The sequence below is a fragment of the Vreelandella zhaodongensis genome (assembly GCF_013415115.1).
In the GTDB taxonomy this organism is placed as follows: Bacteria; Pseudomonadota; Gammaproteobacteria; order Pseudomonadales; family Halomonadaceae; genus Vreelandella; species Vreelandella zhaodongensis.
In genome coordinates this window covers 47,663-65,874 of the sequence record NZ_JACCDD010000001.1, presented here as the reverse complement: position 1 = coordinate 65,874, position 18,212 = coordinate 47,663, and the positions used below count along the sequence as shown (strand labels likewise).

At 52.8% G+C, this 18,212-nt stretch carries 15 protein-coding genes; 4 read left to right on the top strand and 11 right to left on the bottom strand.

Going from position 1 to position 18,212, the window contains the following annotated elements; all coding sequences use genetic code 11:
• Positions 1-41: 41 nt before the first annotated feature.
• From HZS79_RS00280 to HZS79_RS00245, 8 genes are all read right to left on the bottom strand, one after another.
• Complete coding sequence (locus HZS79_RS00280; RefSeq protein WP_179926761.1) at positions 42-809, bottom strand: Wzz/FepE/Etk N-terminal domain-containing protein; 768 nt, start codon at positions 807-809, stop codon at positions 42-44.
• A 388-nt stretch (positions 810-1,197) separates the two neighbouring features.
• Positions 1,198-2,268 (bottom strand): porin, encoded by a 1,071-nt coding sequence (locus tag HZS79_RS00275; RefSeq protein ID WP_179926760.1) that lies wholly within the window; start codon positions 2,266-2,268, stop codon positions 1,198-1,200.
• A 263-nt stretch (positions 2,269-2,531) separates the two neighbouring features.
• On the bottom strand, positions 2,532-3,419 hold the full coding sequence (locus HZS79_RS00270) for a ProQ/FINO family protein (RefSeq protein WP_179926759.1): 888 nt from the start codon (positions 3,417-3,419) through the stop codon (positions 2,532-2,534).
• Between the two features lie 20 nt (positions 3,420-3,439).
• Positions 3,440-3,979, bottom strand: a complete 540-nt coding sequence (locus HZS79_RS00265; protein ID WP_179926758.1) for a dihydrofolate reductase — start codon at positions 3,977-3,979, stop codon at positions 3,440-3,442.
• Positions 3,976-4,749: a thymidylate synthase gene (locus tag HZS79_RS00260; protein ID WP_246311390.1), complete on the bottom strand. Its 774-nt coding sequence runs from the start codon at positions 4,747-4,749 to the stop codon at positions 3,976-3,978. Before HZS79_RS00260 ends, HZS79_RS00265 begins: the two co-directional genes overlap by 4 nt.
• A 226-nt stretch (positions 4,750-4,975) precedes the next feature.
• Entirely contained in the window at positions 4,976-5,764 is a 789-nt protein-coding gene (gene lgt / locus HZS79_RS00255; RefSeq protein ID WP_162218303.1) for a prolipoprotein diacylglyceryl transferase, read from the bottom strand.
• A gap of 58 nt (positions 5,765-5,822) precedes the next feature.
• A complete protein-coding gene (locus tag HZS79_RS00250; protein ID WP_179926757.1) occupies positions 5,823-6,620 on the bottom strand; it encodes a sulfite exporter TauE/SafE family protein in 798 nt (265 codons plus the stop codon).
• On the bottom strand, positions 6,617-7,864 hold the full coding sequence (locus HZS79_RS00245) for a response regulator (protein ID WP_179926756.1): 1,248 nt from the start codon (positions 7,862-7,864) through the stop codon (positions 6,617-6,619). The genes HZS79_RS00250 and HZS79_RS00245 overlap by 4 nt, the downstream gene beginning before the upstream one ends.
• A gap of 197 nt (positions 7,865-8,061) precedes the next feature.
• Here HZS79_RS00245 and HZS79_RS00240 point away from each other — a divergent pair, with 197 nt between their 5' ends.
• On the top strand, positions 8,062-8,823 hold the full coding sequence (locus HZS79_RS00240) for an NRDE family protein (RefSeq protein ID WP_179926755.1): 762 nt from the start codon (positions 8,062-8,064) through the stop codon (positions 8,821-8,823).
• 28 nt (positions 8,824-8,851) lie between these two features.
• On the opposite strand, the gene ptsP is transcribed toward HZS79_RS00240, so the two are convergent.
• Together ptsP and HZS79_RS00230 are read right to left on the bottom strand one after the other, a co-directional pair.
• Positions 8,852-11,113, bottom strand: a complete 2,262-nt coding sequence (ptsP, locus tag HZS79_RS00235) for a phosphoenolpyruvate--protein phosphotransferase (RefSeq protein WP_179927042.1) — start codon at positions 11,111-11,113, stop codon at positions 8,852-8,854.
• 85 nt (positions 11,114-11,198) lie between these two features.
• On the bottom strand, positions 11,199-11,693 hold the full coding sequence (locus tag HZS79_RS00230) for an RNA pyrophosphohydrolase (RefSeq protein WP_162218307.1): 495 nt from the start codon (positions 11,691-11,693) through the stop codon (positions 11,199-11,201).
• 191 nt (positions 11,694-11,884) lie between these two features.
• Here HZS79_RS00230 and HZS79_RS00225 point away from each other — a divergent pair, with 191 nt between their 5' ends.
• The gene (locus tag HZS79_RS00225) at positions 11,885-12,541 is read left to right on the top strand and encodes a histidinol-phosphatase (RefSeq protein WP_162218308.1); all 657 of its coding nucleotides are present in this window, start codon (positions 11,885-11,887) and stop codon (positions 12,539-12,541) included.
• Positions 12,542-12,780: 239 nt separating this feature from the next.
• Here HZS79_RS00225 and HZS79_RS00220 read toward each other — a convergent pair whose 3' ends face one another.
• Complete coding sequence (locus HZS79_RS00220; RefSeq protein WP_162218309.1) at positions 12,781-13,755, bottom strand: malate dehydrogenase; 975 nt, start codon at positions 13,753-13,755, stop codon at positions 12,781-12,783.
• A gap of 250 nt (positions 13,756-14,005) precedes the next feature.
• On the opposite strand from HZS79_RS00220, the gene HZS79_RS00215 reads away from it, so the two are divergent.
• Positions 14,006-15,103, top strand: a complete 1,098-nt coding sequence (locus tag HZS79_RS00215) for an efflux RND transporter periplasmic adaptor subunit (RefSeq protein ID WP_179926754.1) — start codon at positions 14,006-14,008, stop codon at positions 15,101-15,103.
• Positions 15,087-18,164, top strand: coding sequence for an efflux RND transporter permease subunit (locus HZS79_RS00210; RefSeq protein ID WP_179926753.1), 3,078 nt, complete (start codon positions 15,087-15,089; stop codon positions 18,162-18,164). The genes HZS79_RS00215 and HZS79_RS00210 overlap by 17 nt, the downstream gene beginning before the upstream one ends.
• The last annotated feature ends 48 nt before the right edge of the window (positions 18,165-18,212 follow it).

The following is an 18,212-nucleotide window of genomic DNA, read 5'->3' as shown; positions in this document are numbered from 1 at the left end:
TATGCCTCCAGCGGGCATTAACGTTTTAACATTGCTCTCGATTAGTGTTTTTGCCGATAAGCGATGGTCACTTTCTTCATGAAAATACGTAAAATTGCAGCAATAGGCGCGAATAAAATTGCCAAAATCAAGCCTACGGCAATTATAAAACTTTTTCCTAGCCCGACTGGCTCTATGCTTCTCACTGACAACTGAGAGGCCTCACCTTCGTTAATACTTGAAATTCTTCGCTCTATTAAAAATACTTTTTCTAAATAAACTGCTTCTAACTCACTCGCCCTTTCACTGTTACTGCTTCGTGCCGCCGCGAGCGCCTCTGAGTATGCGTTATACTGAGATTCAAGGCTCCTTTTCAGCGCCTCCACTACGTTGCTCTGATCTTCTTCTATCGCCTGAACCAAGCCTGTATGGAAGCGCTCGACAAGCGGTAAATTTTTATCTTCTGTCGTACTAGTCACTCTCAACAACAACGTATTACGTGGGTTGGTGACATTAACTTCAAATGGCAGCTCTGCAACATTATCTGATAACAAGCTACGCCGCTGCCGCTCTAAAAAAACATTATTGATCTTGGCGATCACTTCTTCAGGCGTTTCCAACCCTCGCTTAACCCCTTCCCCCGTTTCATATGACGCCACACTGTACATAGTAGTAAAGTCGTACTTCACCGGCTTCAAAAAAGCAATCAATAAAGCAATGGAAATCATTAGCAACATACAACCAAGCATCACTTTCCACTGTTTAATCAACAGCACAACAAACTCAACAAGCGTTATGTCTTCTACTGTAGAAGTTTTATTATTCTGCATATTTCAACCAGCCCCTCATTGAGCTTAAATCCGTGTACAACCGCACTTTATAACACAACTACTTACTTTCATTTTAGAGATAATGATAAAAATATGCAGTTGTTAACAACCCGCCTCTACGCAACCAACTTGCATAGCTTTGGCAACATAGCTTTGGGTAAATAGCAACTGAACGCACTAATGATACTGCTTTCAGGGCACCAAAGGTACGTAACAACGTCCATTAGGCATGATTTTGAAAGACATAATACCCTTTTACTCCCCTCTATGTAACTCAACGTAGCTACGACTTTTTTCTACCAATAAAAAAACCGGCCCCTTGGGGCCGGTTCTATTTATTACTTACTTGCAGAGTCTTTACCCTTCAAGCGAGGCATATAAGCCAAGCTTAGAAGTGGTAACGAGCGCCTGTCAGCCAGTATACGTCTTCACTTTCAGAACGGTCTACACGAACTGGGCGACCATCGTCAAACACGTCAATGCTAAACGACTGCTGGTCACGCTGATTAACTTCTGCGAAAACATCAAAGTTGCTGGAAACTTTGTAGTAAGAGCCCAGCGCCCAAGCAGTGCGGTTCGGGCCATCGCCATCTTCGCTGATGTCGTAGATGTCAGCATTGAATGCCCAAGGACCAGTGGTGTAAGTGGCACCTAGACCCCATTTGTCGTAACCGTTAGTACCCGGGCCAGCATATGTTTCACTGTGCTTACGACCTTCGTAGCCCAAACGAGCAGAGAACTGATCATTGATCTGGTAAGAACCGATCAGACCGCCCATCAGTTTGCCGTTACCGCCGCCACGTACGACGTCGTCAACAAAACCTAGACCAACAGTGATCGGGCCTTGCTCGTACTGAACACCACCCTGTGCAGCAACAACGTTGCCTTCATCACGAACCGGCTCAAGTTCGCCACGCTCGCTGTAGTGCTTGAGCTGCAAGAATGCAGTCCAGCCTTCCAGGTTCGGCGTGTAGTAACCGATGGAGTCGCCACGAGACTGTTTCGGGTGACCAGCGAATTCCAGACCACGATTGATGTAAACATCGAACGGCAGAGAAACAAACTGGTTGTAGAAGCTGTCGAAGTTACCAGCTTGCACAGTACCGTATTGGTTGCTTTGCAGACCGATGTAGCTCTGACGAATTTCGCGGAAGCCAGACTCGGTGTCGCGCTCATCACCCTTGAAGCGCCACTCTAAACGACCGAAAGCAGACAGGTCAGAGTTAACTTCGTGGCTCATGCGCAGGCCAAGACGAGAGAAAACGTCAACAAACTCAGCGCTGTTGTCGATTTTTTCGCCGTCATCGTTACGATCTGAACCGCCACCTTCGATACCCATGGCAATACGGCCGTAGATATCAAGACGGGTGCCGTCCTGGTCATATACGGTAGCTGCTTGAGCGGCAGCAGAGGCACCTAGGGCGCCAATGATAGCAGTCGCTAAAAGTGTCTTTTTCATGATGTAGGTTCCTTAACTAGCTTACTGTTTCGATCGTTGCTGCCAGACTTTTTTGAAGCTGACAGTTGGCTTGCGGGCCATGCTCTTTTTTCCATCCTCCGGTTTTTCCCGGTGGTATGCGACATGTCCTCAACGAAGCCTTGTTATAGTCCAATGCTCGCAGGTCAAACTCTATACTGTGAACCAAGGGAACGCAATAGAAAAAAACAGTGTTTTTTTACGATTTGTGCTTTTTTGAGGAACCCAATGGCTACTAATCGGTCTCAGCGGCCAGAAAATTTTTCCTGCAGCCCCTTTAATTTATCTTCTAGGCTAAGCGGCGCTATTCGTTCGTTTTTTCTAGGCACGTCGCTACTGCCATGTTGAGCTCCCCCTGCCGCGGGCACCTCACTATCATTTGCCTGCGCTATTGGCGGATTTTTATTGGCCATTCGCTGGGGCTGTTTGGCTGCCTGGTTTTTAGAGACATGAGCTTTCGAGACATGAGCTTTCGAGACATGGTCTTTCGAGACATGGCCTTTTGACGCTTCATTAACGGACTTATCTTTGCGTCGTTCATTGGCATGCCGAGCCGCTTCTTTATCGACTTTTCCAGCTGGATGGCCCTCTAAATCGATCCGCTCTGCTCCCTCGCGCATGGATTTCACATAACGAGGCAGGTTTACATAGTTGGCCAGCGCGCGGCGGATCAACTTACCTGACCAGGGCTCTCGCTGCGCAAGGTCTTGATGAATCCCCACTTTTAGCGGTTTCGTATGCCCAGTAAAAAACGCCTTAGGATAGCGCTGGTACCACTGATTGAGAAGCGCTTGGGGAGATGGCGGCAGAGGAGACTCTTGCGTCACTGTCGCGTCATCCGCTTCCTTCTTATCAACGGGCACCTCATCAACGGGTACTTCATCGATGATCTTCTCACCAACAGACGCCCCATCAACGCGCCTTTTTTCAGTTTCTTCCTTTGCGGAACTGAGTGGCGTTGGCTGGGCTAAATGTGGCTCCACTGACTGCGCAGGTAATTGAGGATGCCGAGATTGGTCAGCAAGCTGCTGCTTGAGCGCTTTATTCTCTTCGCGCAACGCTTTTAGTTCAGCGTTTTTCTGCTCCAGGTGCGCTTCTAGTGTTTCTATTAACTGCAGTATACTTGCGGCCATCGTCCCCTCCTTTGCGCTGATCAGTCGCCGACCCGCTCGTAGACAACAAAGTCGTATTGGGGCTGCCCTTCTGCTGGCTTGCCCGCTACACGCTGAACTTCTTGCCACTCTTCCATAGAGAATTCGGGGAAAAAGGCATCGCCTTCTACCTCAACATCTACCTCAGTAATATAGAGACGCTGAGCATAAGGGAGCGCCTGATGATAAATCTCGCCCCCTCCCATCACCATAATCTCTTCAGCGGCTTCAATGGTGGCCTGTTGATCTGCTAAGGCTAACGCCGCTGGCAGCTCGTGACATACACGCACACCTTCCACTGTAAAGCTTTCATCGCGGGTGACAACAATATTAAGCCGGTTGGGCAATGGCTTACCTATTGAGGTGTAGGTTTTACGCCCCATCACCAGCGGCTTAGCTTGGGTCATCCGCTTGAAGAACTTTAAATCTTCCGGCAAATACCATGGTAGCTTGCCGTTTACACCTATCACGCGGTTTTTCGCCATAGCAACAATCATTGCTACTGGGACTAAGCAATCGTAAGCATCGACCTGCTGACTCATACCGCTACCTCCGCCTTAATATGGGGGTGCGCTTCATAGTCTTCGATAGAAATATCATCAAACGTGAAGTCAAACAGGCTGCTTACTTGGGAGTTAAGCACTAAGCGGGGTGGCGCCTTGGGCGTGCGAGCCAGTTGCTCTTGCGCCTGCTCTAGATGATTACTGTAGAGGTGGGCGTCGCCTAGCGTATGAATAAATTCGCCAGGCTTCAGGCCAGTGACCTGGGCCACCATGCTGAGCAACAGTGCATAGCTTGCAATGTTAAAGGGAACCCCTAGAAAAATATCCGCGCTGCGCTGGTACAGCTGGCATGATAAACGCCCATTAGCGACATAAAACTGGAACAGGCAGTGGCAAGGCGGCAGCTTCATTTCGTCTACCTGCGCAGGATTCCAGGCTGACACGATGAGCCGACGCGATTGCGGCGTCGTACGCAACTGCTCTAATACGTTGGCGATTTGATCGACACTTTCGCCATTCGGGTTTGGCCAGCTACGCCATTGATAGCCGTAAACAGGGCCTAAATCGCCGTTTTCATCTGCCCATTCGTCCCAAATTCGTACGCCGTTCTCTTTCAGATACCCAATATTGGTATCACCTTTTAAAAACCACAGCAGCTCATGGATGATAGAGCGCAGGTGCAGCTTTTTAGTGGTGAGCAACGGAAAACCTTGAGAAAGGTCGAAGCGCATTTGATGACCAAATATCGAGCGCGTGCCAACACCAGTGCGATCGTGTCGATCAACGCCCTGCTCCAGCACGGTGCGCATTAGGTCTAAATACGGCTGTTCCAGCGCTTCTTTCGGCGTGGTTATCGTTGACGTAGGCGTTGTTACAGTCACATAAATTCCAAATTAACAGGCGGTGTGGAGATGTATTCTAGGCTGCTACAGGTTTGTGGTCTACCCAGGCTCTACTGCCTATCCCACCTGCGGATGCGCTGACACTTTCGCCGCGCTACCAAACCCTTAACGCTCGATGATCACATACCTTTTATCAAACCTTGGCATCGATGGGTTGATTCCGCGACCATGCCATGAATAGCAACCCTAAAACGATCATCGGCAGCGTCAGCAACATGCCCATGGTGAACCAACCAAACGCAAGATAACCAATGTGAGCATCCGGCATTCGCACAAACTCAACCATAAAGCGGAAGACGCCGTAACCTAGCAGGAATAACCCTGACACAAAGCCACGCGCTTGAGGCTTGGCGGATACCCACCACAGAATGACAAACAGCACGATACCTTCAAGAAATGCTTCATAGAGCGCCGAAGGATGGCGAGGCTCTGGCCCCATGCCAGGAAATGGCATTCCCCAAGGCAGCGACGTTACCCGCCCTGGCAGTTCATGATTAATAAAGTTGCCAATGCGCCCTGCCCCTAAACCAATGGGCACTAATGGCGCGATAAAGTCTGTCAGGGTAAAAAATGCCAACTTCTTGCGGCGGGCAAACAGCCATGCGGCAAGTAATACACCTAGCAAACCACCGTGAAAACTCATGCCGCCGTCCCACACACGGAAGATCCACAGCGGATCTGAAGCCCACTGCCCCAGGCCGTAAAATAGTGCGTAACCGAGACGTCCGCCCGCCACAACACCGATGGCACAGTAGAACAGCAAATCGCCAATATCGTCTTTTGTCAGCCCGATGCGCGGTGCTCGTCTACAGCCTAACCACCACGCTGCTACAAACCCCACCACATACATCAAGCCATACCAATGCACCTGTAACGGACCAAGCGAGATCGCCACAGGGTCTATCGTCGGATAATTAATCATTAAGGGTCTCTATGTCTCTAGGCGAATAGGAAAAAAGCGGCCGCTTGGTAGCATGGAATTACGTCAATATGAAGCGCAAACCTACGATGGCCAGCAGCGCTGCAAAAGAGTAACGCAGTATATGGGCGGGCATTACATGCGCCAGCCTCACGCCAATGCGTGCAAATGGCACACTGGTCAGAACAATCCCGATAAAGGCTGGCCACATCACAAAGCCTGTCGCCCATGGCGGTAGAAGCGGGTTGCCCCAACCGACCACGATGAATGTTATCGCACCCACCGCTGCTATTGGTAAGCCACAAGCGGCTGAGGTTCCCACTGCTTGTGTCATCGATGCGCCGCACCGAGACAGCCAGGGCACCGTCATCGCACCGCCACCTATACCAAAAAGCGCCGAGATAGCACCAACGACGCCCCCAGCGGTGGTCATGGCGATAGTACCTGGCGCAAGGCTGCCCGGCTTAGGCGTGAGGCCAAGCACCATTTTCGTCGCCAGCAACAGCACAAAAATACCAAATAGCGTGCCTAGCACGGTGCCGGAAAGGTTGTCTGCAATCAGGCCACCACCAATAGCCCCCAACATTAACCCAGGTAACAGCGCCATAAACCATGGGCGATGAATACTCCCTTTGCGGAAGTGTCCCAACGCTGAAGAGGCTCCCGTTATCACAATAGTGGCTAACGACGTGCCCACTGCAAGATGCATGGTAATTTCAGGGGCAACACCTTGTAGGCCGAAGGCGAAAACAAGCACAGGGACGATAATCAAACCGCCCCCAACCCCAAATAACCCTGCCATTGTGCCTGCTGCCGCGCCCAGTGCTAAATATCCCACCAAGATGCTTAGTGCCGTCATTGACTGTTCGCCTCACCTTTTGCCGCTGGCACCCACTTGGTAATCATGTTGACTAACGTTTCGGGACTGTAAGGCTTTGGTAGCATGTCATCCATGCCTGCCGCCTGATAGATGTCTTGACCGCTGCTATCGACATTAGCGGTTAGGGCTATCAATACACTGCGCGTCTTACCACTGAGGCGTTCGTAGGATCGCCAACGCCGCGCGGTTTCAAGCCCATCTAAGGTCGGCATAAATATATCCATAAACACGAGGTCATAAAACGTGGACTGCTGGCGTTCTAGGGCCTGCTCGCCACTGCTCACACCTTCGACTCGCAGCCCTTGAGTCTCAAGCATTTGACGCGCCAGCATTAAATTAACAGGGCCATCATCAACGACCAGTATGCGAAGCTGGCGCTGGACGGTTGGCATTGTGTACTCATAAGCATCCGTTTCATTGGCACTTTGCTGTACAAAATTGGTAAGTAGCGCTTGTATATCGGCCAGTCGATCACGAACGTAAGTGATATCTTGATAAGTCACCTCTGAGTCACTATCACCTGCGTGCAACATATTCCCCAGATAGTCAAAAAGGGTATCGGCCTCACGCTGCAGCACAGTTAAATAACCCGACTTTAACCGCGACTCTTCGCGCGCACGATCACGGCCTGCCAGAAGATGTTTTAGCTGTTTTTGCTGGTGGTGAAGGTCGTCGATTAACGCCTGGTCGGGCTTGGCGGGCTCAGCCGTTACCTGCATACGCTGCGTCTCTTCTTCCAAGCTTATTAGCTCTACCAAACGCTGGTTGACGTTAGCTAAACGCTCCAACGGTAATGATGCCTCATCGTTCTCTATCGGCGCCTCATTTGTCAGGCTGGGCTTAATTTTTGTGCGCTTCATGTCCAAGCGCTTGTGGTCTATCAATTTCGCATGTTCAAGGCTATTTTTTTCGAGACTCACTTTTTCAAGACTAACAGCATGGCGCTCTAGCTCGGCGAGCTCCTGCATGAATGACGCATCTTTTTGCTTCGCTCGACTCTTCACCAGCATCAGAAAGACACCGACGTTTAAACAACTACCTAAGAGTAGCGCCAAGGTTAGCCAGAGCGTTGTGCTCCATGAGGTTTGACTCGGGGATAGCCCCCAAATAACAAGCCCAACTAGCACACATAGCAGCACCAATGCCGCCTGGACAAGTAACAAAGGCCACAAAATGGGCCAGACAATGGCATTCCAGAAGTGCTCTCGCCGATAGCGTTGCATAGTTTGCGCCTTCCAAGGTGGCTATGGGTGTTTCGTTTCGCCTCGATAAGTAGGCAGCCATGGTATGGCCGTGCATGATTATATTAAAGTGAAGTGTACGTCTACGCTGCCATGCTGTCATGCCACGCTGTCATTCCACGCTGCTAGCAGCCGACATTTTGCCTCCCAGGCACTAAGCCACCACCAGCGAGTCACCTATGTGTTTGATCACCTTTTCTTGGTCGCCAGGCGCTGATATACCGCTACGCTTGGCAGGTAATCGCGATGAGTTTCATCAGCGCCCCACCGCCCCACTTGCACGTTGGCAGCAGCAACCCACCATAATAGGCGGACGCGATTTAGAGGCGGGTGGCACATGGTTAGCCGCTAGCAAGCAAGGTGTCGTGGCTGCGCTTACTAATGTGCGTGACCCAGGCCTGATAACACCTGCCAATGCCCCCAGTCGTGGGGAGCTTGTCACGTGCGCATTGCAAAATGGCGATGTGGAATCCTGGCTTAAGGACCTTGAGCGCAATACTGCCGCGCACTATGCTGGGTTTAATCTGCTAGTTGCGACAAAAAGCCGCTTGTGGCACTTACATCGCGGCCGTCATGGCGTGTCACTTTCGCTTGTTCCTCCGGGCGTGCACGGCCTTTCTAATGCCACTTTGAATACGCCTTGGCCAAAACTGACGCTGGTGCGCGACGCATTGGCAAATAGCCCTGCCGACAGGTGGCGTACAACAACTCAGCGCGCGCTTCATAATGCGCAAACGGCTCCCGATGAGCAGCTGCCGGATACCGGCGTAGGACTTACGCTGGAGCGCCAGCTTTCAGCTGCTTTTATCGTCGGTGAGCAGTACGGTACCCGTGCCACTACATGGCTGACGTTAAATCACGACGGGCAAATAGAAATGACCGAGCAGCGGTTTGGTCCGCTCGGCCGTTTTGAGGGTGAAACCACACTAACAACTGCTTAAGCTGTGGAAGCAATGCAAGCGGGCAGTCTTAATCCCGGGGTGGTAACAGGTGAGAAAGCTGCCACTCGTCCATGCGCTTATTAAGGTGCTCATGTACAAGCGCCGGTGTATCCAGCTGCATAATTTCTTCAAGCAGCGTTTGAGCATCCGTCATCGGTACCCGACGTATAGCGGCACGCACTCTCGGCAAGCTGGGTGCGTTCATCGACAAGCTGGTAAACCCCATTGCCATTAATAGCAGCGCACCGGCAGGATCTCCGGCCAACTCTCCACATAGCGAAATCGGCTTATCAAGACGCTTGGCATCTTGTGATAGCTCTTGCAGTGCCCCTAACAACGCGGGGTGTAGCGCATCATAAAGACTCGACACCCGCGGGTTGTTTCGATCTACCGCTAGCAGATATTGCGTTAAGTCGTTACTGCCCACGGAGAAAAAGTCGACCCGCTTCGCTAATGCATCCATTTGATAGATAGTCGCCGGCACCTCAATCATGACACCGACCATGGGCCGTTCAACGTGGATGCCTTCTTCGCCCAGCTCAAGAATAGCGCGGTCCAACAGGCGGATAGCCTCGTCGACTTCTTCCACGTTGGTAATCATCGGGAAGAGCACATAAAGGTTGCTTAAGTCATGGGATGCCTTAAGCATCGCGCGCAGCTGCACCATCAAGACCTCTGGATGATCCAGTGTGACACGCATACCGCGCCAGCCCAGGAACGGGTTAGCTTCTTCAATGGGGAAATAAGGAAGGTCTTTATCCCCCCCAATATCTAGCGTACGCATCACCACCGGCAGCGGCGCAAAGCCTTCCAGCTGCTCGCGGTACATGCGCATTTGCTCTTTTTCACCGGGGAAGCGCTCGGTAATCATAAAGGGCACTTCGGTGCGGTACAGCCCTACCCCTCCAATACGGCTTTTCAGTAGCGCTGAAGGGTCAACGGCCAGCCCAGTGTTCACCATTAGCGGCATGGCATAGCCATCTGGCGTTTCACTAGGCTGATCTTGCTCGTGCTCGAGAAGCTCACTCAGCGCAGCCTCTTCGGCAATTAGGCTTTGATAGCGCGTTGTTAGCTCTGGCGCTGGGCGTACAAATAAACGCCCACGATGCCCATCGAGCACTACCGGCGCACCGTTTAAGCGTGGAAGCGGTAAATCCACCATACCCAGCACGGTGGGTATCCCCATCGCACGGGCAACAATCGCTACGTGGGACGTGCTTGAGCCACGAACGGATACCAGCCCTTTGAGCTTATCCCGCGGCACTTCTCCCAACATGGCAACGCTAATTTCATCGCCTACCAAAATCGCATTATCGGGATAGGTTTCTGGGGTGGAAGGAGTGTCTTCCTGCAAGTGCGCTAGTACACGGCGGCCTAAATCACGAATATCTGCTGCACGCTCTCGTAAATAGTCGTCATCTACCCGCTCTAGGTATTGCACATGGCGGCGCACCACATCGGCTAACGCCCCAGGCGCCCACTGCCCTTCACGAATACGTTTTTCCACTTCCTCAGATAGCGCGGCTTCGCCTAACATTTGCTGGTAGACATCAAATAGCGCCAGCTCTTGGGACGAAATGCGGTTCACCAAGCGTTCGGCTGCCGCACGAATTTCATCGCGGGTTTTGCCAATCGCTTCTTTCAACCGCACGATTTCGTACTCTTGATCACTAGGAATAAGGTCGGGCACGCTGTTGAGGTCCGCCGGCGGCGTAATCACCACCGCTTCCCCCATGGCCATCCCAGGAGAAGCCGCCACGCCAGTAAACATGGCCTGCCCCCCAGGCAACGCGGGGCGTGCTAGGTTGCCAGTAGCAAGTGCGTGAGCCAACACCCCTGCTAGCTGAGCCGCCATGGTCACTAGAAAGGCTTCATCTTCATCATCGTAACTGCGTTTTTCAGCTTGCTGTACAACCAACACGCCTAGCATCAAGCGTTGATGGATAATCGGCACACCGAGAAAACTGGAATAACGCTCTTCCCCAGTGGCTTCAAAGTAGCGGAACTGTGGGTGTGCCTGAGCGTCTTCCAGATTAAGCGGCTCACTGCGCTTGGCTACCAACCCAACCAGGCCTTCACCCAGTGGAAGCACAACGCGTCCTACCGCTTGCGTGCGCAGGCCGATGGTTTCCATTAATACCAGCGACTCTAGCTCCTTGTCGTACAAGTAAAAGGAGCAAACATCCGTCTGCATGGCTTTGCGTATGCGGCGTACCATTGTTGACAGCGCGGCGTCGAGGTTTCGTGCGCCATTCACTTCTTGAATAACGCGTCGCAGCACCTCAAGCATGGACGTTTTACTATTCACTATTATTTGCCTCGCTGAGGGATTGTCGGCCAGCTTTCACTGCCTTCGTTGGGCAGTGGAGTGCGCGTTATCCGTCGTCTTGTTGCGCCAAGCGCTGAACGCGAGGAGAAAGCTCTCTTAGCGCGCGCCGATATACCTCTCGTTTGAACGGCACCACTTGTCCTAGCGGATACCAGTAACTGACCCACCGCCAACCGTCGAATTCTGGTTTAGGCGTTGATGTCATACAGATTCGGCTCTCTTGGCAACGAATCTTGAGTAAATACCACTTCTGCTTCTGGCCAATACAGACCGGTCGCGAGTGGGTGCGAATCATGCGTCGTGGCAGACGGTAGCGCAGCCAACCCCGGGTGCAGGCGACAATATCAACATCGTCAGCGGTTAAGCCGATCTCCTCAAACAGTTCACGAAAAAGTGCTTGTTGTGGAGTTTCGCTTGATTTAATGCCTCCCTGGGGAAATTGCCACGCGTTTTGCCCTACACGACGCGCCCAAAGCAGCTGCCCCTGGCTATTGGCAATAATGATGCCAACATTGGGGCGAAAGCCGTCAGCGTCGATCACGGACATCACCTTATATAAATTTTCAGTTGTCCCCATTTTTCCACAAGGAAGACAAGCGTATCAATACAATATCACCCTAAGTGGTTAAACCATGGTGACTCTGCGATAATTCGCCGCTTTGCAAACCGTTACTGACGTTCATTACTAAGCTAACGACCAGCACAATTAACCAACACCATAAGGGGAGCGCCGTGAGTCTGGCCATTTTCGATTTGGATAATACGCTGATATCCATCGACAGCGATCATGCCTGGGGCGAGTTTTTACTTGAGCAAGGTGCGGTTGACCCCATTGCCTACCGGGAAGCCAATGAGCGTTTCATGGCTGACTACAATGCGGGCACGTTAGACATGGCAGCGTTTTTAGAAATGGCATTAAAGCCGCTGGCAGATAATACCCCCGAGCAACTGGCTTCCTGGCACCAGCAGTTTATGGCCAGCAAAATAGAGCCACATATCTTGCCAAAGGCAGAAGAGCTTCTCGCCCGCCATCGCACTAAAGGCGATACGCTGCTGATCATCACCGCCACTAATCGTTTTATCACTGCGCCCATTGCAGAGCGATTAGGTGTAGATGACCTCATTGCTGTCGACCCTGAAATGATAGATGGCCGTTACACAGGCCGTGTGGCAGGCATTCCCAGCTACCGCGAAGGTAAGGTGACTCGGCTGCAACAGTGGCTTGAGGATAAAGAGTTCACGATCGATGGCGCTTGGTTTTACAGTGACTCCCACAATGATCTTCCCCTGCTTGAACAAGTGGAGCACCCAGTTGCCGTCGACCCTGATGACACGCTCCGCCAGGTCGCCGAAGAGCGCCAATGGCGCATTATGAGCTTGCGTGATTGAGTAGTTAGGCTCCCACCTCCGTCATTCCCGCGCGCCCTTAGCGGGAATCTATTTTGACCTTGGTTTTCGAGCCCCAGCGGCAAAGGTCAAGGTGGATTCCCGATTACCCCATTCGGGAATGACGACTGTGGTGAGTCGTAAGTGACCAAATTGAAAAACCCCGCAAGCATTAAGCTTGCGGGGTTTTTTATTACTGAGCACTGTTCTAAAAACAGTTCAAAGAACGCCAGCCAGCGTGCTTAGCCGAGCAGGTGCTCAACTGCCGCGCGCTCTTCACGCAGTTCTTTCTCGGTGGCCTGCATTTTCTCTTTGCTGAAAGCGTCCAGTTCGAAGCCTTGAACGATTTCATACTTGCCACCCTGGCAACGAACTGGGTAGGAGTAAATGATGCCTTCTTCAATGCCATAGCTACCGTCAGACGGGATCGCCATGCTGACGATGCCGTCGCAACCCAGCGCCCAATCGCGCATGTGATCGATGGCTGAAGATGCCGCCGAGGCTGCAGAAGATGCACCGCGAGCCTTGATAATCGCCGCGCCGCGCTGCTGAACGGTGGGGATAAAGTCGTTTTCGTACCAATCACGCTCAACCAGGTCGAAGGCGGCTTTGCCATCTACTTTGCACTGCGCCAGATCTGGGTACTGGGTAGCACTGTGGTTGCCCCAGATAATCATGCCTTCAACATCAGTGACATGCTTGCCGGTTTTCTGAGCCAGCTGCGTTAGTGCACGGTTGTGATCCAGACGCGTCATGGCGGTGAACTGACCTGCGTCTAGGTCCGGCGCATTGCAAGAAGCAATCAATGCGTTGGTGTTCGCGGGGTTACCTACCACCAGCACGCGCACATCACGGCTAGCGTGATCGTTCAACGCTTTACCTTGTACAGAAAAGATTGCAGCGTTGGCTTCCAGCAGATCTTTACGTTCCATACCCGGGCCACGCGGACGTGCGCCTACCAACAGAGCAAAATCAGCATCTTTGAAGGCAACATTGGGGTCGTCAGTGGCCACGATATCTTGCACCAGCGGGAAGGCACAGTCGTTGACTTCCATGACGACGCCGCTCAGCGCATCCATGGCTTGGGGAATTTCGAGCAGCTGGAGAATGACTGGCTGATCCGGCCCCAGCATGTCGCCAGCGGCGATGCGGAAAATAAGAGAGTAACTAATCTGGCCGGCACCGCCGGTAATCGCAATACGTACTGGATCTTTCATCACTGCTCCTTGATGGTTCGCCTAGTGTGGGTTCTCGTCTGAGAGTGGGTCGACAGAACTCAAGACGCCAAGATGGTATGCCCAGATGTATAAAAACTCAATCAGACATGAGACTACTACCCATCCGCGCCGCCGCTTGGTACTCGCTGCCAGACGCCAGTTGCGCTATGGTGTGTCGGTCGATAAGCCTTACCCCTCAGCATGACTTACTTTGTGTGATTTTTTGGGTTAATACGGAAATAAACACCCCATGCGACGAATCCCCTACTCTTACGCGCTTGCCAGCCTGCTCGTACTGGCACTGGTGATATGGTTGGCCGTTGGCGATTTCCAACGCTTCCAAAACGCGCCCCCAGATTCAGACGCCACTGAGCAAGACGTTGCTACCCGCGTAGAAGTCGTGACGCAGCAGAGCACGCTTTACGTTCCCCAGCAGGTATTTCAAGGCCAACTAACGGCTCAGCGTGAAACGCTGCTGCGCGCTAATGTCACAGGCTATGTCGCCGAACGGCCTGTGACCCAGGGGGAAATGGTCAAGCGAGGCGACACGCTACTGATACTGGACAATGATGCGCTTCCCGAACGTTTACAACAGGCACGCGATGAGCTCGCGCTTGCTGAAGCGGAGTATGCAGGGGCGCAAAATTTACGCCGCCGAGAGCTGATATCCCAGCCGGATTTACTGCGTCGACAAAGTGCGCTCAGTGCCAGCGCTGCTCAGGTTGCTCAGTTGGAAAAACAGCTTAGGGACACACGCCCCACAGCACCGTTTGAAGGCGTGTTGGACCGTATTCAGGTTGAGATTGGCGATCTTCTTCAGCCAGGTGAAACGTGGGCACGTCTGATTGATGACCGCCGCTTAACCGGCACGGCCTGGGTGGCTCAACAGCAAATAGGCGAACTTACTGTCGGCCTGCCTGTGACTGCTCGGTTACTCAACGGCAGTACGCTTTCCGGAGAAGTTTCCTTCATCAGTAGCCGTGCTGAGGAAGCCACCCGTACCTTTTATATTGAAGTAACACTGGACAATCCAGACAGGCAGCGCTTGGCGGGTGGCAGTGCCGAGTTCACTATCACACTTCCCCCGCGTCAGGTACATACCCTTTCGCCTGCCCTGTTCAGCCTGAACGAACAAGGTCAGTTGGCCGTTAAGCACATCGTGGATGAGGATCGCGTTGCTCAAACGGTTATTGAGCTGATCAGCACAGATACCGAGCGCGCTTACGTGGCCGGCCTCCCTGACACTGTGAAACTCATCACCCTTGGCGCCGGCCTAGTTACTGAGGGGGAAGCAGTAGTACCCGTGCCGATGGCTAACCAGGAAGATGGTCATGCGTCAGCTAATTAATGCAGCCCTTACTCGTACACGCACCACGCTGTTACTCCTGGTAGGGCTGTTATTAGCAGGCATTACCGCGTGGCTGATCATTCCGAAAGAAGCGAACCCCGACGTCACCATCCCAATTATCTATGTCGCACTGTCACTGGAAGGTGTCAGCCCAGAAGATGGTGAGCGTCTGCTAATCCGCCCAATGGAGCAGGAACTAAGGGGCATTGAGGGGCTGCGTAAATTCACCGCACAATCTAGCGAGGGGCATGGCTCGGTCACGCTGGAATTTGACCCGGGGTTTGACCCCGACACCGCGCTTTCCGATGTCCGCGAACGAGTCGACATTGCCCGTAGCAGTCTGCCCAATGAGGCGGATGAACCACGGGTAATGGAGGTTAACGTCTCTGAGTTTCCAGTGCTGAGCATCGGCCTTTCCGGTGAGCTGGATACCCGTGAGCGCGTTACCATTGCGCGTCGTTTAAAAGAGGAGATAGAGGGCATTGCCGATGTCCTCGAGGTGGACATTGCTGGGGAGCGTGAAGACCTGTTAGAAATCGTTGTCGACCCACTGGTGTTAGAGAGCTATGGCGTAGATTTCGATGCGCTGTTTAATCAAATCTCACGAAATAACCGCTTGGTGGCTGCCGGCAGCCTGGATACCGGCGCGGGGCGGTTAGCGTTAAAAGTACCGGGCATTATCGAATCGCTAGACGATGTCATGGACATGCCAGTAAAAGTTGAAGAAGACCAAGTGGTTACCTTCGGTGACGTTGCCTGGATTTTGCCGACCTACAAAGACCCCGAAGGGTTTGCCCGTATCGATGGCCAGCCTGCGGTGGTACTAGAGATTTCTAAACGCGCTGGGGCAAATATTATCGCGACCATTGACGCAGTTCGGGAGCGATTTGACCAAGCCGGTGACCTACTGCCGGAACAGCTGCGTATTACCACCATCTTGGATGAGTCCGTCACGGTTCAAAATATGCTTTCTGAACTGTTGAATAACGTACTCACCGCTGTTGTGCTGGTGCTGATTGTCGTCGTGGCCGTGATGGGCTGGCGGATGGCGCTACTGGTCGGCCTAACCATTCCTGGAGCGTTTTTAACCGGTATTCTGTTGGTCTGGGCATTTGGTTTTACGCTCAATATTGTGGTGCTGTTTGCGCTCATTTTGGTAGCTGGCATGCTGGTCGATGGCGCGATAGTGGTGAGTGAGCTTGCTGATCGCCACCTCCAAGAAGGGCAAACACCTCATCAGGCATGGCTTAACGCTGCGTCACGCATGAGCTGGCCGGTCATTGCTTCCACGGCCACGACCTTAGCGGTGTTTGTGCCACTGCTCTTCTGGCCCGGCGTGGTTGGCCAGTTTATGAAATACCTGCCTGCCACGGTGATTTTATGCCTGCTCGCGTCGTTGGCGATGGCGTTGATATTTCTCCCCACCCTGGGCAGGCTGTTTACGCGTACGTCTTCCGCCGCCCCAGAGGGAAGCACACGCATTGTTGAAAGCACCGCCTTTGGGCGTGGCTACCGCCGCCTGTTAGGGCGCTTACTGCAACACCCTGCTTGGGTACTCGTGTTTGCCCTACTTCTGATTGCACTGTTATACACTGGCTATGCACGCTTTAATCATGGCGTTGATTTCTTTCCCGATGTTGAACCGGATAGCGCCCAAGTATTGGTACGCGCCCGCGGCGATTTTTCCGCTGACGAAACCGATGCCATCCTGCAGCGGGTCGAGCAGCGATTACGCGGCATGGGAGAAGTCGAAGCCCTTTATGCACGTTCGTTTGCAGTGCCAAACCAGCAAATGGGCAACGATGTTATTGGTGTGTTGCAGTTTCAGCTTGTGGATTGGCATCACCGCCGCCCTGCCCGCACTATCCTGGCGGATATGGCTGAACGGACTCAGGACTTGCCCGGCATTACATTAGAGTTTCGTGAACAGGAGATGGGGCCTGGCGGCGGCAAACCGATTGTGCTCGAAGTCAGTGCCAGCGACCCAGAGGTGGCTAACGCAGGTGTTGACCAAATTACCGCGTTCATGCGTGAACTTGGCGGCTTTACTGATATTCAAGATAACCGCAGCTTGCCAGGAGTCGAGTGGCAAGTGAACGTCAACAGGGAAGCGGCGGCCAGGATGGGCACTGATATCACAACGATCGGCAGTGCTGTGCAACTACTCACCACGGGGCTTCAAGTGGCAAGCTACCGCCCTCCCACGGTTAACGATGAAGTAGATATTCGAGTACGCCTACCGGAGAACTGGCGAACGCTCAACCAGCTTGAGCGTTTGACCATTAACACACCGCGCGGCCAGGTGCCTATCTCGCACTTTGTAGAGATTACACCCGCCCCTAAAGTCGGCACCCTGAACCGTATTGATGGCCGTCGGGCGGTGACTATTCAAGCAGATTTGGCCGAGGGCTACTTGGCGGACGAACGCTTACAGACACTATTGGATGCCGGTGGCGATCAACTCCCCGATGGTTTAATGGTGAACGTGGCGGGTGAGCAGGAAGATCAGCAAGAGGCAATGCAGTTCTTAATCAGTGCCTTCTTGATTGCGATTGGGCTGATGGCGTTGATTCTAGTAACGCAGTTCAATAGCTACTATCAGGCTGCACTGGTGCTCTCGGCCATTGTATTCTCTACCGCTGGGGTACTGATGGGCTTACTTATTACTGGCCAGGCATTCGGTATTGTCATGGTGGGGATGGGGGTCATCGCTTTGGCGGGTATTGTCGTGAACAACAATATCGTCTTGATCGACACCTACAACGAGCTGCGCGGCCAAGGCATGCCCCCCGCTGACGCGGCATTAGAAGCTGGCTCCCTGCGCCTGCGCCCGGTATTGCTAACCGCCATTACCACCGTGCTGGGGCTAATGCCCATGGTGCTCGGCATCAACGTTAATCTATTTGCCCCGGCACTAGGTTTTAACGCCCCTTCTGCCCAGTGGTGGACCCAGATGTCTAGCGCCATCGCTGGCGGCTTAACTTTCGCCACCGGCCTTACACTATTGCTCACCCCCTGCATGTTAGTGATAGGCGGGAAGCTAAGGCGCGAGGTTACCTAATCAGCCACCATTCGCGGGGCAGCGCTATTGCTAAATAACGATTGAATA

What these genes read in the sequence shown, in the direction of transcription:
- HZS79_RS00280 (WP_179926761.1), bottom strand. Translation starts at nt 809, where the DNA reads ATGCAGAATAATAAAACTTCTACAGTAGAAGACATAACGCTTGTTGAG.
- HZS79_RS00275 (WP_179926760.1), bottom strand. Translation starts at nt 2,268, where the DNA reads ATGAAAAAGACACTTTTAGCGACTGCTATCATTGGCGCCCTAGGTGCC.
- HZS79_RS00270 (WP_179926759.1), bottom strand. Translation starts at nt 3,419, where the DNA reads ATGGCCGCAAGTATACTGCAGTTAATAGAAACACTAGAAGCGCACCTG.
- HZS79_RS00265 (WP_179926758.1), bottom strand. Translation starts at nt 3,979, where the DNA reads ATGAGTCAGCAGGTCGATGCTTACGATTGCTTAGTCCCAGTAGCAATG.
- HZS79_RS00260 (WP_246311390.1), bottom strand. Translation starts at nt 4,749, where the DNA reads ATGCGCACCGTGCTGGAGCAGGGCGTTGATCGACACGATCGCACTGGT.
- lgt (WP_162218303.1), bottom strand. Translation starts at nt 5,764, where the DNA reads ATGATTAATTATCCGACGATAGACCCTGTGGCGATCTCGCTTGGTCCG.
- HZS79_RS00250 (WP_179926757.1), bottom strand. Translation starts at nt 6,620, where the DNA reads ATGACGGCACTAAGCATCTTGGTGGGATATTTAGCACTGGGCGCGGCA.
- HZS79_RS00245 (WP_179926756.1), bottom strand. Translation starts at nt 7,864, where the DNA reads ATGCAACGCTATCGGCGAGAGCACTTCTGGAATGCCATTGTCTGGCCC.
- HZS79_RS00240 (WP_179926755.1), top strand. Translation starts at nt 8,062, where the DNA reads ATGTGTTTGATCACCTTTTCTTGGTCGCCAGGCGCTGATATACCGCTA.
- ptsP (WP_179927042.1), bottom strand. Translation starts at nt 11,113, where the DNA reads ATGCTTGAGGTGCTGCGACGCGTTATTCAAGAAGTGAATGGCGCACGA.
- HZS79_RS00220 (WP_162218309.1), bottom strand. Translation starts at nt 13,755, where the DNA reads ATGAAAGATCCAGTACGTATTGCGATTACCGGCGGTGCCGGCCAGATT.
- HZS79_RS00215 (WP_179926754.1), top strand. Translation starts at nt 14,006, where the DNA reads ATGCGACGAATCCCCTACTCTTACGCGCTTGCCAGCCTGCTCGTACTG.
- HZS79_RS00210 (WP_179926753.1), top strand. Translation starts at nt 15,087, where the DNA reads ATGCGTCAGCTAATTAATGCAGCCCTTACTCGTACACGCACCACGCTG.